This window comes from Evansella sp. AB-rgal1, from assembly GCF_041820985.1.
Taxonomy (GTDB): domain Bacteria; phylum Bacillota; class Bacilli; order Bacillales; family Salisediminibacteriaceae; genus Evansella.
Genome location: NZ_JBGUAU010000021.1, coordinates 45,656 through 60,920 on the forward strand (window position 1 = coordinate 45,656; position 15,265 = coordinate 60,920).

The window sequence follows — 15,265 nt, forward strand, 5'->3', positions numbered from 1 at the left end:
TTTCACAGCAGATAGCGGATGAAGCTAGAAAAAAAAGTGCTTTTTACTTCTAATCGGCCAGGTTATTTGACACGAGGTCCTGGCGAATGGAGCTAGACACCTTTCTTCTAAGTTCAAAAAAATTCTATAAACTCTTATCTCTTAAAAAAGCAAAAGGAAAAGGGTGCCTTTTATTTTTGATAAAGACACCCTCTCTCTTTCTTCTATGATTTAATTTTCCTGCTGTAAAATTTGGCTTAATATATCCGACCACATCGTCATCTCATGATATTCTTGACGTTGCCATCTCCACAACATACTTTCAACACATTGTGCTACCATATACCAACGAAGACGATACATGAGACCATCATTATTATCGACTCCATACTCACCTAACCACGCTTCCCATTCCCCCTGTGGAATGTATAAATATAAGAGTGGTGCAATGTCTAAGGCTGGATCCGCAATTATTGCACCGTCCCAATCGATTAAATAGAGATTTTCTTCACTCATCATCCAATTATTATGGTTCAAATCGGCATGACATACTACATGCTTACAGTCTTCCAAGCCATCAATTTTTTTTCCAAGCCACTGAATCCCTTGAAGCATATATGGATCTTGTATTTGTAAGTGCTTTATACGCTCTTTCATATTTTCCAACAGACATTTTGGAGTCAGAGGGCGATTCCCCAAACGTTTGAACATGTCTATTAATTCTTCAGAACGATGAATTTTTGATAATAATCTAGCTACTCTTTTTTCACACATTTCAGGTGATTTTAATTCTCTTCCATTGACCCACCTTTGAGCAGTGATCACATCACCATTTTCCAAACGCTTCGTCCATAATAGTTTAGGAACTATTCCTTCAGCAGAAAGAACTGCTAGGAAAGGAGAAGAGTTTCTCTTTATAAAAATTTTTTGATCACCTTGTTGTGCGATGTATGCTTCACCGGTTGCTCCACCAGCAGGCCATATATCCCACTCTTCTCCCAAAAAGTGTTTCAATCTTTTCACCCTCAATTTCGTCTTAGCTTTGATGTTGTGTGACCCTTTAAGATCACCACACCCTATAAGAAGTCACTAAAAAAGTATAAAGAAACCCTTTTTCATTGCTCTTTCCTATAAACTAGAGGTTTGATCTATTTTTGAAGTCTTTTACTATTGTAAGAAAGATTTAGCGATTGTTCAACTTAAAGATTAAAAATAAAGTAGATTTTTCATACTAACTCTTTTATTTTACTCTTTATCATACTCTTAGTCATCTATTATGGAGTTAGATTGAACAATATTTTCCATTCGCCTCTCTCCAACTGAGGCACAGTTAGCTAATAAAACATCCACCGTTTTTAATTGATGATGTTTTAACGGTATAGATTGACTTTTTTGTGTTTGAATCCATTGTTGCCAATTACGTTTATCTATTAGTTTTATTTTATATTGTGACTTAGGTATATCTATATAACTATCCTTCGCTAGAACTAACGTACGGATTGGGATGGATATGCCTTTTTCCAAAAAGATAGGTTCAATTACTGTCCTCATTCGTTTCAATGAGATGATAGGTGAAAGAATTTTTGTCTCTGAATTACCATCTTCTTTTACCCAAAAACGCTCGGAATCATGATGGAATATTGTTTTGGTCGAACCTAATATCGGAGAAATTAACCAAAGTTCTGTCGGAGTAAGTAAAACGATACTTAGCTCAACAGGTGCTTTCTTCGAAAGAAAGACAGGCTCATAAAACAGGAAGAAAGAATCAGGCAATTCCTTTAGTAAGGTTTGTAATAGTGAGTCATGGAAATATTTTCGCTTTACATTCGATATTTCAAAAACAGACGAACTCGCCCAATTTATTTGAAACTGAAGCATCTCCGTTAAGAATATTTCACGTAACTGTTGCTTTGATATGGTTTGACTATGTGTGGTTATATCTAACTCTTTTACTTCTAACTTCTTCCGTAAAAACCATTGTTTCCAACTTCTTTTTTGATCATTATGTTCTTCTTCAACTGTTTGGTTATTCCAAGTTCGTTGAAGTTTATTCCAACGATCTCTCTTAAGTCGAACGAAACGAGAGGAATACCGATAAACATCCGATTCATACCTTGATATATAATTATTTAATTTAACAAGCTGTGCCATTACATTACCCCTATTTAAATGTATCAGAAAAATGGAACTAATTGAAAATGATACAATTCACTATCAATTAATAGTGTGGCAACTTACTCCACCCTTATCCTATTGTATCCTGTAAGTTGAATTTTTGAAACAGTCTTATACATAGGACTTTGTCCTGGATTTACCTCAAACAAATGAAAAGCATCTACCCCCCAAGTAATTGTTTGAACATTAGAATCATTTAGTGAAACGGAACAGGTATTAATGATTGATTTTGCTAATGTTATATGCGGCTTGTAAGGTCTCTTTTCTATTGGAAAGTTCATTATTTCTGCCGTACTAGTTATTTTTTTTTGTAATTCATGTAATGGATTACTCTCTTCAACCCCCACCCATATTACTCTTGGATTTACTTCTTTACCAAAATATCCAATGTTTAATAACGATAACGAAAAAGGTGAGATGGAGTTCAATTCATTTTGTAGGTTATTCCACATCTTTTCTTTAAACTTTTTTTCCCACCCACCTAAAAATAATAGGGTTATATGGAAATCCTGAAGATTAGTAACTTTTTTATAATATTTCGTAAGCTGTAGATGTTTTTGAATTCTTTGTAGTTCCGTTTGAATACTACTAGGAATGGATATACCGATAAAGTGATGTGCGTTTTCTTTCATGCAGTTCACCATCTTTTTTCATATTATTGTTATATGATATAATAAAAAAGCATATAATTCCGATTTTAATAATTTGTTTTTACATAATGTATACCAATATTATTGATATTTTACCGAGAGGACGTGTTATTCATGCAAGTTGTAAACAATGTTGCAGAATTAATAGGAAATACACCATTAGTAAAGCTACAGCAGCTACCAGAAAAAAATGGAGCAGCTGTATACCTGAAACTTGAAAATATGAATCCAAGTGGAAGTGTAAAAGACCGAGCAGCATATAACATGATAGTACAAGCTGAGAAAGAAGGTCACTTAAACGAAAATTCTATTATTATTGAACCAACTTCAGGTAACACAGGAATTGGGTTAGCAATGAATGCAGCCGCCCGTGGATACCGTTCCATCCTAGTTATGCCAGACACAATGTCACAAGAGCGTATTAATCTACTAAAGGCATATGGAGCACAAGTAGTATTAACTCCTGGTGACAAAAAAATGCCTGGCGCTATTGAGAAAGCTCATGAACTTGTCAAAGAAATCCCCAACAGCTTTATGCCAATGCAATTTGAAAATGAAGCGAACCCTGATGCACACCGTCATACTACAGCTCTAGAAATTGTGGAAGGTATGAAAATGATAGGCAAGCCATTATCTGCATTTGTTGCTGCATCTGGTACAGGTGGAACTATTACTGGTACCGCAGAAGAACTAAAGAAAGCTTTCCCAAAAGTTACAATTCATGTTGTTGAACCTAAGGGATCTCCAGTATTATCTGGTGGAAAACCTGGACCACATAAATTAGTTGGTACTAGTCCTGGATTTATCCCACCTATTTTAAATCAAGATGTGTATGATGAAATTTTCTGTATTTCCGATGAAGATGCATACGATATCACAAGAAAACTTTCTAGAAGAGAAGGAATTCTTGTAGGCCCCTCATCTGGAGCGGCATGCTACGCTGCATTACAAGTTGCAAAAAGACTAACTCCTGAAGATGTCGTTGTTGCAATAGCTTGTGATACTGGTGAACGTTACCTATCAACGGATCTTTTTGATTTTGATAATGATATAACTCAGAAATAAATAGAACCATTATCTATGTCGAAAAAATGTCAAGGATGTCTCTTAGGTTATAGGTTAACCTCTAGGTGACATCCTTTTTTGGTATTTCGCTCATTATTTCGCTAACTCATAAATGGCCTGAGCATATAAAGCTGTCGCCTTTTTTAAATTTTCGATAGAGATGTATTCGTCCGCTTGGTGAGCAACATCTACCTGTCCTGGGAACATAGGTCCAAATGCAACTCCGGCATCAAGTGACCTTGCATACGTTCCTCCCCCTATTGCTAATAACTCTGCATTCTCTCCCGTTTGTTCTTCATATACTTTCACTAACGTCTGTACTAATGGATGTTGTTCTTCTACCGCATGAGGTTCGATGTGAGTCCGGATGGAGAGGGAAGCTTCCTTTTCGGATAATTTATTTTCTATTGTGTCATATAAGGTAGTAAAATTAACTCCTTCTGGGTACCGTAAGTTAACGCCTATTTTTCCACCTTCTGAAGTAAACGAGATAATTCCAACATTGACAGTTACATCTCCTTTTACCTCATCAGAATAACTAATTCCTAATTTTTCCCCGCGAGAAGATTGATAAAAATAATCTTCTAAGATTAAAAAGAATCTTTTCTCTTTTTCCGATAGAGTTGGAACGTATTTTTGAATAAAATGAGCAAGAAGTAGTCCACTATTGACACCGTTATCTGGCTCCATTCCATGTGCCGATTTTCCATGAAGCCGAACTACTACTTCACTTCTTTCCGTTTTGATCTCCCCCTTAACATTATGATTATTTATAAAGTTAGTAAAGAGAGACTTTATTTCTTGCATATCGACACCTGATATAATAGCGCTAGCCTGTTCTGGAACCATATTCAACCGTTCTCCTGATCGAAACTCTTTAATTGTACTATTTATTCCAGATTTAGTCGTAATCTCAAAATCACAAATTCCCTTTTCAGCATTGATAATCGGAAAATCTGCGTCTGGCGCAAAACCAATGGAAGGCATTTCCTCATATTTGAAATAATGCTCCACACAGCGCCATTGACTTTCTTCATCGTTGCCTAAAATTAACCGCACGCGTTTGGTTAAAGGTAATCCTAAATCTTTTACTAACCTAAGAGCAAAGTATGCCGCCATCGTGGGGCCTTTATCATCAATTGCACCTCTAGCATAGATATTCCCGTTTCGAATTTCGGCACTGTATGGTGGAGATGTCCACCCTTCCCCTTCAGGAACTACATCTAAATGACAAAGAACACCAACTATTCCCTCCCCATCTCCATACTCAATATGGCCAGCATATCCGTCTACATCACGAACCTTGAATCCGTCTTTTTTCGCAAGGTTTAACATCCAATCATATGCCTCTCTAATACCCTTTCCGAAAGGAGCATCTTCTGTTTTGGTATCATCATCTAAAACACTTTTTATCTGTAATAATTTTTGTGTATGTATAATCAAGTCTTCTGATATTGCTTCCACTTCTTTTTTCCAATGCATCGAAACTTCTCCTTTATGCTCTATTATTTTTAAATACTATTTTGTACGAGGTACATTATCACCCATTTTTCAAGGGTAAGGACCCTGTCACTAGTTTATCACGTTTCATAAATTCCTCTTACTAGATCTATATAAATACTTCTTTTCTAGTGCTGTACTTCATATGAATGAAAGAAAGAGGTATTTGTAAGATTTATTTACAGACTTTTCAAAAACTTTACAATATTCCTCTTTACTTCCTACATTTTCCTACATAAAATAAAAGAAAGGAGTGAACGATTATTTTTCCACCATAACATGAAACTAATTCGTTTTAATTAACCAATATATCTATTCTTTTTCTTCGTTTCGTTTACATCTATTGCATTTTTATATGAGGACTATGAATATTGTTTGGTTCCATCTTTACATTGAAAACGATTAGGGGAGTGGTTATTTGAAAACTTCAACGGACCGGATGTTGACTAGGATTAAATCCATCTACCTTTATATTAAGAAAAGGGGGAGCGTCTCCACGAAGGAACTGGTTGAAGAATTCGGAACAACCCAACGGACAATACAACGAGACCTTAATGTATTAGTTTACAATAAACTCGTGGACAGTCCCAAACGCGGCAAATGGACAACAACCAACAGAAAAACAAAAGTATCGTAAAGAAGAAGCAAGTAAAAGGTCTTTATCCTTTTACTTGCTTCTTTGTGCAAAAAACCAAGCTGCTATGTACTTAATGCTATTGTTGCTCTAGCATCTGTAGTGAGCAACACCTTTGCCAGTCATCCATTAATTACTTACTGTTCCTCAACAACTCTACTTCTTCTTCAGTCAATTCTCGGTATTCACCGGGAAGTAACGTTGGATCTAGGTCTATTGGACCTATTCTTTCCCTTTTTAAAGCAACTACCTTATTATCAACTGCTAGAAACATCCGCTTCACTTGATGAAATTTCCCCTCTGTAATTGTTAAATGAACGACCGTTCTATTTTTGTCATCTATATACTCAAGTTTCGCTGGCTTCGTTACATATCCATCTTCTAACGTTACACCATTCTGTAATAGTCCTTCCTCTTCTGCACTCAAAACTTTCTCAATATGAACTCGATACATTTTATCGACCTTTTTTTTCGGAGAAGTAAGTTGGTGTGCTAGTTTCCCATCATTCGTAAGCAACATAAACCCTGTTGTATCTTTATCAAGCCTACCAACAGGAAATGGTTCATATATGGCATCATCAGTATGTAAAAGATCTACAACAGTACGCTCCGCTATATCCTCTGTTGCAGAAATAACTCCTTTTGGTTTATTCATCATGAAATAAATATACGGTTTATATTCCACTCTCTCACCGTAAATCTCAATAATATCTTCCTCAGGGTTTACTTGTACTTTACCGTCTTTCACTATCGTTCCATCAACAGTTAAACCTCCTCCTTTTAATAGCTTCTTCACTTCTTTCCTTGAGCCATGCCCCATATTCGCTAACAACTTATCAACCCTCACGATTTTCTCTCCTTTTTACTATTTCTTGTTTTGCAAAAGCTCCAAGCGTCCCTTGATAGTATGCAGTAATAACACCAGGAATAATTTGTTTTGCCGCATGCTCTACCAACTCCTTACTTATTCCTCTATCGTTCATTTCCTTCTCTAACTCAACAATAATATCAATTGCTTTTTGTGTAGCCTGTTTATTTAAATGATGTACATCTTCTTCCTCTGCTATAACAATTTGCAGGGACTCTCCGAACAATTTTTCAATAGCTGGTTTGGTCTTCTCAAATAAGCGTGGAAGTGCCGCCATACCCATTTTATCTTTTCTTAACTGATCTGCTTGTGTAATAAATTTGATAGGAATAACAGTTTGTGTTGGTATTACTAAATCCTTTACTTCTAATGCTCTACCTTTTGTTGCACAATAGAAAAACGTTGTTTCTCTATGAAAATAATTCACATGTTTCTTTAGGAAGTCTGGGATTACATCGGCTGGTAAAAACAACCACACTTGTTTTTCTAAGTGAAATTTCGAGGGTTCTAACCATGAAACATGTGGTTGTGATAAGTCTTTTTTTGTTCGTGAATAAATTTGTATCGTTGTATCTTTTGGTAGAATGTCCGTAATCGCTTGAGCTAATCTGCCATATCCTATGAATAACAAATAACCCACCCCTTTTTATAGGGAGCCTGAAATTGAAGCCTAATTCAGTGCTCCTTTTCATCGTGCACTTCTCAGGCATAAGAAGAGCTTGCTCCGATGTGAAAAAGAGAGCTGCTGTAAATATACAACTGCTCTCTACCCTTATTCATTTTAATCTTCTTCACCAAACATATAGTGCTTAGTACGAATATTTACATTTAATACAATTCCAATTGCGATCATATTTGTAATTAACGCACTTCCCCCATAACTTATAAAAGGGAGAGCCAATCCTGTGATAGGCATAAGACCAATAGTCATCCCAATATTTTGGAAGATCTGAAACACGAATAACCCTACTGTACCAGCAACTAAATACGTTCCAAATGTATTATTACAATTAAACGAAATAATAACCATACGGTATAGTAACAGGAAGTATACAACAATTAACACAGTAGCACCAACAAAACCAAATTCCTCTCCAATGACAGTAAACACAAAATCGGTATGTAACTCTGGAATAGTACCACTATGAGTTTTCGGTCCCTGCATAAAACCACTTCCGTATAATCGACCAGAGCCAATTCCTTGAAGAGCTTGATATAATTGATACCCTTCTCCACTAATATTTCCAGCTGGGTCGAGCCAGGCGTAAATACGATTTCTTTGATGAGATCGAATAATTAGTGAAAATATCTCAAAGTAATTGTTATGCAGCCAAATTAGTAACGCTATGAAAGAGAGCACCAAAGATGATAACAAGCCAAGCATCCGATACGTAACACCAGACATAATAATCATACTTCCCATTATTGCACCAATAACAAGTGCAGTTCCTAAGTCAGGCTGTATTAGAATAAATGCAAATGGAGGTAGTCCCACAGCTAATATTTTTCCTACGACAATAATATCACCTTTGAACGACTTCTCTCGCGGCGCTTTCGTTATATTATATAAAAGATGTGCAAGTGCTATTAATACAAATATTTTCACAAATTCCGAAGGCTGAAATTGAAATACATCTTCAATTCCTAGCCACCTGCGGGCACCTTTATTTTCGATACCAAGGGGAGTGAAATGAACTAATAATAGCAATATCATTCCTATAATATAAAGTGGAATCGAGAAGTTTTTGAATAGATCATAATCGATACTCATTGCAGCGAGCATTAAGATAATACCAACACCAAACCATATGATTTGACGTTGCACAAAGTAAAGTGGACCTGCCCAAGTCCAACTCTCGGTAACTGCACTACTCCCACTATATACAGCTAACAAACTGATACACATTAACACAAACAACAAAAACAACAACGTGTAATCTAATTGTTGAAACGGGGATTTTCTCTCCTGCATTTATTTCCACCTTCTATTTATTTCCGAATGTTCTTACTGGTCGAAGAGGTGTTTTATTTGAAATAGCATTTGTTGCAGCTACTTCATCCTCATATGCCTCTTCATCTAACGCGCGCTCTTGTCGATCTCTTTCTGTTTTCCGTGAAATATTTGCAAGAATCCCCATAGAAACAAACGTTACTAATATAGAGGATCCTCCATAGCTAAGGAACGGAAACGGAATTCCAGTAATAGGTAACGCCCCATTTACTGCCCCCGTATTAAAAATCATTTGAATACTTAATTGAAACACAATACCGAATGCTAATAAAGATCCAAACATATCATTACATCTAGCCCCTATAACAATACCACGAATAATGATGATCGTCATACAAATAAAAACGAAAGCAATACCTATCATTCCAAGTTCTTCACTTACAATGGCTAAAATAAAGTCTGTATGGGCTTCTGGTAAGTAAAATAATTTTTGTACACTTTGGCCTAAACCAGCTCCAGTCAGTCCACCATGAGCAATGGCAATATAAGATTGTACAAGCTGATATCCTTGTCCTGCTTCTAATTCAAAAGGCGTTCTAAACCCAATAATTCGATTCATACGATATTCAGCTGACTGTGCATAGTAGTATAAAGCCCATGCTGCCAAACTACCTAACGATATAAGATGTATCATTCTAGCTCCTGAGCAAAAAGCAATTAAACCAGCAACAAGTACAATAGAAGTAGCAGTTCCTAGGTCAGGCTGTCTCATGATCAATAAAAAAAATATTAATACCACTAGTAACGGTGGCATTACTCCAGTTAAAAATTTGTTTATATAAGCTTGTTTTCTTGAATAAACATATGCCACGTATACAATGGAACCTAATTTAACAAACTCTGACGGCTGCAATTGAAAACCGCCAATGTTAATCCACCTTGTTGCACCAGCAACAGTTACTCCTACCTTAGGAACCATAATTAAAATGAGCAGAACAAAGCACCCTAATACAATCAGTGGTGATAATTTACGAAAATGTCGATAAGGAAAGAACATAAAAAACACAAATAAAAAAGCTGAAAGTAGTAAGAATTGCAGCTGTCTACTAAAAAAATGAGATATATTTTCATATTTATCATAACCTACAACAAAGCTCGCGCTATAAATCATTACTAAACCGAAAGCCGAAATCAACGCTATTGTAACAATTAAAGTCCAATCAATATATAATTTACGTTTGGATTCTAGATCCAAGGAACTCACCTTCCGATCTTTTTTCAGTGTTCCTCTATTAATTTCTCTATTATATCAGATGAATCATCACTCTAAAAGAGACCTATTCTACCTTAAATATAAAATATAATGAGTCCAACTAAAACATATTCTTTTTTTGTCGTAAAAAAAATAGATAAATACTTTAAAAATTTATTGCAAATAGAAACACTGACCCTTATAATCAACTTTGTTGTATAGTATTCATAAGAAATGGGGAGTTATTGTGAGCAATAACATGTTATTTATCTATAATCACGTCTCAAAGGAAAATATGACAGAAGATCTAAAAGAATGCGCATCAATACAAACTGTCACTTCATTATTACAATCGCTTGAATCTCATTCCTTTCACATTATTTCAGTTAATTTAATGGATGAAATTCAATTAGAAGAAATTATTCAAGCTCACTCCCCAATCGTCGGTGCTTTTGTGATTGCTGAAGGGTTCCTAGCTCAACCACACACATTATATGACGGTAGTGGTGCTTTATCTATACGAAAAATACTTGAGCGCTATGAAATTCCATACACGCATTCCACACCGAAAACAATGGAAGCATGCCGCAACAAAGATTTAACATATAAAGTATTAAAAGACGCAAATATATTAATTCCTAAATTTATTTCATTCCCTTCTCCTGTTTGTACGGAAGATCAATTGGCAGAAGCAGAAGCAGTAGTAGGTTATCCAATGTTTGTGAAACCTACAGGTGGCGGTAATAGTTTAGGGATAGATGAAATGTCTATTTGTCGTAATAGAAGCGACTTAACAAGGAAGTTACTCCAATTAAAACTTCTTATTGATGATCAACCAATTTTAATTGAAACTTTTTTATCTGGAAGTGAATACACGGTTGCAGTACTAGGAAATGAAGATGCATATGTTCTGCCTGTAATAGAATTTCCAAATGATGTAGACGTTAGAAGTCATGCAGTAAAAGCAATGGAGTATGAGAAGAGAGATTCATTTATTCTCCTTCCTACTTACGAAGGTAAAGGAATGGATATTGCAAAAATAGCGATGAAAGTATTTCGTGGATTACAAGGAAAAGACCTAATTCGACTTGATTTAAAAACAGATGATTTTGGCAACCTATATGTAATTGACGTAAATGGAACACCTTCCCTTTCTATTAAAGGTTCCGTTTCTTACATGATATCTACTTTAGGAATAACGATGGATGAACTTGTGGGATTCATGCTTCACGAAATTATCTCAGAGACATTTATTAATGATTCTGTAAAACATGCGTGGGATGCTGTAAAGAATAAATTAGTTAATCCAACTCAATTAGTAGTAGCGTAGTAATTACTGAACTCTAAATAAAAACTTGTCCTAATTGGGCAAGTTTTTTTGATTGAATGTACACTTCATATAAGAATTTTAGGGAGATTGATATTTGAGGGTTCATGAGTGCACAGCTCGACCTGAGCTGCTATGTAAAGCAACTTTGGATAAGAAAGTATAAACAATAGTTGCTTACTAAAATTAAGTGTTCTGTGGTATAATAGTACTAAGGAGATGATGCCGATGGTTCAAATGAATTTATGCCCTAAATTTGAATCTGCCTTCACATTATTAGGTAAACGGTGGAACGGACTGATCTTGCGTGTTTTATTACATGGACCGCAACGGTTTAAAGATATATCTGCAGTTATTCCTAGTATGAGCGATAAAATGCTAGTGGATCGTTTAAAGCAACTTGAGGAAGCTGGATTAGTGGAACGGTCTGTATACCCAGAAACACCTGTTAGAATTGAATATGCACTAACAGAAAAAGGAAAAGATTTAGAACCTGCTATGGATGCATTACAAATTTGGGCAGAAAAATGGATGGAATAGTAGATTTAACTATGCTATCTAATATATGAAAAAGCTTCAAGCAAAAAGGGAAGTTTTCACTGATCCCTTATAATGCTTGAAGCTTTTTTATACTTAAAACTTTGCCTTAACTAGTTCCAGCTTGTTCCCTCTTTTTCTTCTTAGCCAAAAAGTTAAAGCGATGACCTAATATTTGACCAGCAAGACCTGAACGAAGTCCAATATAAAAATAAACTCCTAAACCTCCAACAACAGAAACAATTACAATAATGAAAGCATTCACACTCGACTGTAGAGGCAGAAAGTACGTTATACCGTTTCGAATAAGTACTACAATAATCCCCATAATTGTTGCGAAAATACTGATAAGTAAAATTCTTTTTAGTAAGAAACGATAATCATAATTTGCATACTTTCCAATTGCCCATATGTTTAATGCAACAGCAATGGAATAACCTATCCCAGTTGCGATAATAGCACCAAAAGCTTCAAACCAGACAACAAATTGATAGTTGAATAGAGCTTTAAATGTCAGACCAGATAACAACGCAATAATTACATATTTTTGGCGGTTAATACCTTGTAATAATGATGCCGTAACTGCGAATAATGAAAATAAGATTGCTACGGGAGCATAATACCTTAAAATTGGAGCTCCAATCTCCATATCTCCAACACCAAAAAGGGCTGCATAAGCCGAATCTGCTAATAACACAAGTCCAAGTGCTGCAGGAATACTTATAAACAAGATAATTTGATATGTTTGTGTTATCTGTCTTTGCAATTTATCATATTCATTATTCACGAAAGCTTGCGTAACAGCGGGCAAGATTGTTAGCGATAAAGCTGTTGCAACAGCAACAGGAATTAAAATAAGTTTATGTGCGGCTTGTGCAAATGCACCAAAGTACATATCAGATTCAAGCTGTGTATAACCAATATGAAGCATTGCCTTATTAAAACTCATTAAATCTACCATCTGAAATAAAGGTGTCGCAATTCCTACGAATGCTATTGGCACAGCATATGATACTAGTTCCTTGTACATCTTCGTTAAAGGAATCTGATGATCTATCGTACTTGTTTCCACTTGTTCTTGAATGTGATTTTTCCGTTTGGCAAAATAAACAAGAAGAACAACTAATCCACCTAATGCTCCAATAAATGCACCAAAGGTTGCAAAACCAACAGCCGTACCTAACTCTCCACCCCATACCTCGATAATCAAATATGTAAGTAATAAGATAAACATAATTCTAATTAACTGCTCAATTACTTGAGATACAGCCGTAGGCCCCATTGATTGGTACCCTTGAAAATAACCCCGAATAAGTGACATGGCTGGTACAATTACCAACGCAACACTTACCATTCGAATCGTAAAAATAGCATCTTCTATTGTATTCCCTTGTAAGGCGTTTGGATCGATAACTTGTCTTGCAATTGGCTCTGCTAATAAAAATAAAATAATAAAAGCGAAGAAACCAGAAATAGACATAACAATAATCCCTGATTTAAATAGCCGCTGACCGGTTCTGTAATCTCCAAGAGCATTATATTTGGATACAAATTTAGAAACAGCTAGTGGGATACCTAAGGTGGAGATACTTAACAAAATAGTATATGGAGTATATCCATATTGATATAGTGCCAAACCATCAAGTCCAACAATTGCTTTAAAAGGGAAAACATATATTAATCCTAATATTTTTGATAAAAAGATACTTGCCGTTAATATCATTGTTCCACGAATAAATTGTTTATTATCAGACATTTTTTCGCCCGCCTTAATTTCATTTCATTGATACTGCTAGCATTTTACCATATTTCCACCTAAAGAACCTAAACTAATAATAAATATTCTGCAAACATCACTACTTCCTGAATAAAAAAATGAAACCTTCACAAAAAATAGTACGTCATATTCATAAATAAAAATAAACGGGGGTCAAAACGAATGAAAAAGATTACTCCTTTCCTGTGGTGGTTTCTCGCTATTCTATTAATGACAGCTATTTTTACAGGATGTAGTTCTAGCGATAGTAATACAAATGAAGCTTCTTATGACTATGCATATGATAATGATGATAGTGATGCTGGTTTTGTGGAAAGTGAAGAAAAATCACTAGACAGAGGATACACTGGTTCAGATGAACCGATGGAGGATAATTTTGTCGATACGAATGAACGAATGGTTATCTATAACGCCGATATATCCATTGAGGTTCCTGATTACGACCGTGCACAATTACACATACAAGAAGAAGTTAAAAAATTAGGTGGGTTTGTTGTAGAGTCTTCCCTTCATCAAGGAAGCCAAAATAATAAAAATGGCTCTTTAACTGTTCGCGTACCTGTGAAACACTTTCATTCCTTTTTAAATGATCTTGAATCTAGTAGCACAAAAGTTCATGAGCGCTATGTAAGTGGAAATGACGTAACAGAAGAGCATGTGGATTTACAATCCAGATTGCGTTCAAAAAGGACTGTGGAAGAGCGATTGCTCTCTTTTATGGATGGTGCTGAAAATACGGAGGATTTATTAAAGATCTCAAACGATTTATCAAAAGTTCAAGAAGAAATTGAACGACTAACTGGAAGAATTAAATATTTAGAAAACAATGTTGCATACTCTCTAGTCTCAATTTATATTATGGAACGAAATATTACTGTTTCTAGCTTACAAGAAGGCGAATCACTAGATACTTGGAGAAAAGCACAAAGTCTCTTTATGGACACCGTTAATTTTATGATCTCTTTATTCTCAAGTATTATTGTAGTCATTATTGGGTTGTCGCCAATTATAATTCCATTGATTATTATTATAGGGATAATAATAACCATCCAAATGAAGAAGAAAAAGAAAACAGAAGATAAGATTGAATAGTAAAAAGGGTGTCGCGGTTTACTCCGCTACACCCTTTTTACTATCCTTCTATAATCTTAAAGTACACATTTCGCATTCTTGGACCATCAAATTCACAGAAGTAAATCCCTTGCCATGTTCCTAAAATCAGATTTCCATTATTAATAATTATAGCTTGTGAGGACCCAACTGTGCTAGCCTTTAAGTGTGACGCTGAATTTCCTTCTCCATGTAAATACTTCTCGTGTGTCCAAGGATACACTTCGTTCCATCTCATAAGCATATCATGTTTCACATCTGGGTCTGCATTTTCATTGATAGTTATTCCAGCAGTTGTGTGTGGACAATAGACATACACAACACCATCTGTTACACCTAACTCTTGTACAAACTTTTTTACTTCGTGCGTAATTTCTATCATTTCATCACGAGTGTTTGTCCTTACAGAAATCTTTTTTAACATTTTTTGTACACCTGCC

15 protein-coding genes are annotated in these 15,265 nt (G+C 35.3%); 5 read left to right on the top strand and 10 right to left on the bottom strand.

The annotated features are described in order from the left end of the window. Nucleotides 1-210: 210 nt before the first annotated feature. The 3 genes from ACERII_RS17350 to thpR all read right to left on the bottom strand — a co-directional run bounded on the left by ACERII_RS17350 (nucleotide 211) and on the right by thpR (nucleotide 2,786). Nucleotides 211-993 (bottom strand): phosphotransferase family protein, encoded by a 783-nt coding sequence (locus tag ACERII_RS17350; RefSeq protein ID WP_373644009.1) that lies wholly within the window; start codon nucleotides 991-993, stop codon nucleotides 211-213. Between the two features lie 249 nt (nucleotides 994-1,242). Further along, nucleotides 1,243-2,130: a hypothetical protein gene (locus ACERII_RS17355; protein WP_373644010.1), complete on the bottom strand. Its 888-nt coding sequence runs from the start codon at nucleotides 2,128-2,130 to the stop codon at nucleotides 1,243-1,245. A gap of 83 nt (nucleotides 2,131-2,213) precedes the next feature. After that, nucleotides 2,214-2,786 (bottom strand): RNA 2',3'-cyclic phosphodiesterase, encoded by a 573-nt coding sequence (gene thpR / locus ACERII_RS17360; protein WP_373644011.1) that lies wholly within the window; start codon nucleotides 2,784-2,786, stop codon nucleotides 2,214-2,216. A gap of 132 nt (nucleotides 2,787-2,918) precedes the next feature. On the opposite strand from thpR, the gene cysK reads away from it, so the two are divergent. Beyond that, entirely contained in the window at nucleotides 2,919-3,869 is a 951-nt protein-coding gene (cysK, locus tag ACERII_RS17365; RefSeq protein ID WP_373644012.1) for a cysteine synthase A, read from the top strand. A gap of 93 nt (nucleotides 3,870-3,962) precedes the next feature. Here the strand turns inward: cysK and pepV are convergent, their stop codons facing one another. Further along, a complete protein-coding gene (gene pepV, locus ACERII_RS17370) occupies nucleotides 3,963-5,351 on the bottom strand; it encodes a dipeptidase PepV (protein ID WP_373644013.1) in 1,389 nt (462 codons plus the stop codon). A gap of 436 nt (nucleotides 5,352-5,787) precedes the next feature. Between pepV and ACERII_RS17375 the strand changes: the two genes are divergently transcribed. Further along, complete coding sequence (locus ACERII_RS17375) at nucleotides 5,788-6,006, top strand: DeoR family transcriptional regulator (protein WP_373644014.1); 219 nt, start codon at nucleotides 5,788-5,790, stop codon at nucleotides 6,004-6,006. Nucleotides 6,007-6,136: 130 nt separating this feature from the next. Here the strand turns inward: ACERII_RS17375 and ACERII_RS17380 are convergent, their stop codons facing one another. The 4 genes from ACERII_RS17380 to ftsW form a co-directional block, all read right to left on the bottom strand. After that, the gene (locus ACERII_RS17380; RefSeq protein ID WP_373644058.1) at nucleotides 6,137-6,823 is read right to left on the bottom strand and encodes a pseudouridine synthase; all 687 of its coding nucleotides are present in this window, start codon (nucleotides 6,821-6,823) and stop codon (nucleotides 6,137-6,139) included. A gap of 16 nt (nucleotides 6,824-6,839) precedes the next feature. Further along, nucleotides 6,840-7,502 carry a hypothetical protein gene (locus tag ACERII_RS17385; RefSeq protein WP_373644015.1) on the bottom strand — a complete coding sequence of 221 codons (663 nt, stop codon included), beginning with the start codon at nucleotides 7,500-7,502 and terminating at the stop codon, nucleotides 6,840-6,842. Between the two features lie 150 nt (nucleotides 7,503-7,652). Then, nucleotides 7,653-8,843, bottom strand: a complete 1,191-nt coding sequence (rodA, locus tag ACERII_RS17390; RefSeq protein WP_373644016.1) for a rod shape-determining protein RodA — start codon at nucleotides 8,841-8,843, stop codon at nucleotides 7,653-7,655. A gap of 13 nt (nucleotides 8,844-8,856) precedes the next feature. Beyond that, nucleotides 8,857-10,077: a putative lipid II flippase FtsW gene (gene ftsW, locus ACERII_RS17395; protein WP_373644017.1), complete on the bottom strand. Its 1,221-nt coding sequence runs from the start codon at nucleotides 10,075-10,077 to the stop codon at nucleotides 8,857-8,859. A 244-nt stretch (nucleotides 10,078-10,321) separates the two neighbouring features. Between ftsW and ACERII_RS17400 the strand changes: the two genes are divergently transcribed. Together ACERII_RS17400 and ACERII_RS17405 are read left to right on the top strand one after the other, a co-directional pair. Further along, nucleotides 10,322-11,404 (top strand): ATP-grasp domain-containing protein, encoded by a 1,083-nt coding sequence (locus ACERII_RS17400; protein WP_373644018.1) that lies wholly within the window; start codon nucleotides 10,322-10,324, stop codon nucleotides 11,402-11,404. 225 nt (nucleotides 11,405-11,629) lie between these two features. Then, nucleotides 11,630-11,941, top strand: a complete 312-nt coding sequence (locus tag ACERII_RS17405) for a winged helix-turn-helix transcriptional regulator (protein ID WP_373644019.1) — start codon at nucleotides 11,630-11,632, stop codon at nucleotides 11,939-11,941. Nucleotides 11,942-12,047: 106 nt separating this feature from the next. Here the strand turns inward: ACERII_RS17405 and ACERII_RS17410 are convergent, their stop codons facing one another. Continuing rightward, on the bottom strand, nucleotides 12,048-13,694 hold the full coding sequence (locus ACERII_RS17410; RefSeq protein ID WP_373644021.1) for a putative polysaccharide biosynthesis protein: 1,647 nt from the start codon (nucleotides 13,692-13,694) through the stop codon (nucleotides 12,048-12,050). Nucleotides 13,695-13,877: 183 nt separating this feature from the next. On the opposite strand from ACERII_RS17410, the gene ACERII_RS17415 reads away from it, so the two are divergent. Beyond that, the gene (locus ACERII_RS17415; RefSeq protein ID WP_373644022.1) at nucleotides 13,878-14,807 is read left to right on the top strand and encodes a DUF4349 domain-containing protein; all 930 of its coding nucleotides are present in this window, start codon (nucleotides 13,878-13,880) and stop codon (nucleotides 14,805-14,807) included. Nucleotides 14,808-14,847: 40 nt separating this feature from the next. On the opposite strand, the gene ACERII_RS17420 is transcribed toward ACERII_RS17415, so the two are convergent. Next, nucleotides 14,848-15,249: a secondary thiamine-phosphate synthase enzyme YjbQ gene (locus ACERII_RS17420; protein WP_373644024.1), complete on the bottom strand. Its 402-nt coding sequence runs from the start codon at nucleotides 15,247-15,249 to the stop codon at nucleotides 14,848-14,850. Nucleotides 15,250-15,265: the final 16 nt, after the last annotated feature.

Excerpts from the sequence above, each read along its gene's own strand:
- ACERII_RS17410 (WP_373644021.1), bottom strand. The coding sequence starts at position 13,694 with ATGTCTGATAATAAACAATTTATTCGTGGAACAATGATATTAACGGCA.
- ACERII_RS17380 (WP_373644058.1), bottom strand. The coding sequence starts at position 6,823 with ATGGGGCATGGCTCAAGGAAAGAAGTGAAGAAGCTATTAAAAGGAGGA.
- ACERII_RS17415 (WP_373644022.1), top strand. The coding sequence starts at position 13,878 with ATGAAAAAGATTACTCCTTTCCTGTGGTGGTTTCTCGCTATTCTATTA.
- thpR (WP_373644011.1), bottom strand. The coding sequence starts at position 2,786 with ATGAAAGAAAACGCACATCACTTTATCGGTATATCCATTCCTAGTAGT.
- ACERII_RS17405 (WP_373644019.1), top strand. The coding sequence starts at position 11,630 with ATGGTTCAAATGAATTTATGCCCTAAATTTGAATCTGCCTTCACATTA.
- rodA (WP_373644016.1), bottom strand. The coding sequence starts at position 8,843 with ATGCAGGAGAGAAAATCCCCGTTTCAACAATTAGATTACACGTTGTTG.
- cysK (WP_373644012.1), top strand. The coding sequence starts at position 2,919 with ATGCAAGTTGTAAACAATGTTGCAGAATTAATAGGAAATACACCATTA.
- ACERII_RS17420 (WP_373644024.1), bottom strand. The coding sequence starts at position 15,249 with ATGTTAAAAAAGATTTCTGTAAGGACAAACACTCGTGATGAAATGATA.
- ACERII_RS17355 (WP_373644010.1), bottom strand. The coding sequence starts at position 2,130 with ATGGCACAGCTTGTTAAATTAAATAATTATATATCAAGGTATGAATCG.
- pepV (WP_373644013.1), bottom strand. The coding sequence starts at position 5,351 with ATGCATTGGAAAAAAGAAGTGGAAGCAATATCAGAAGACTTGATTATA.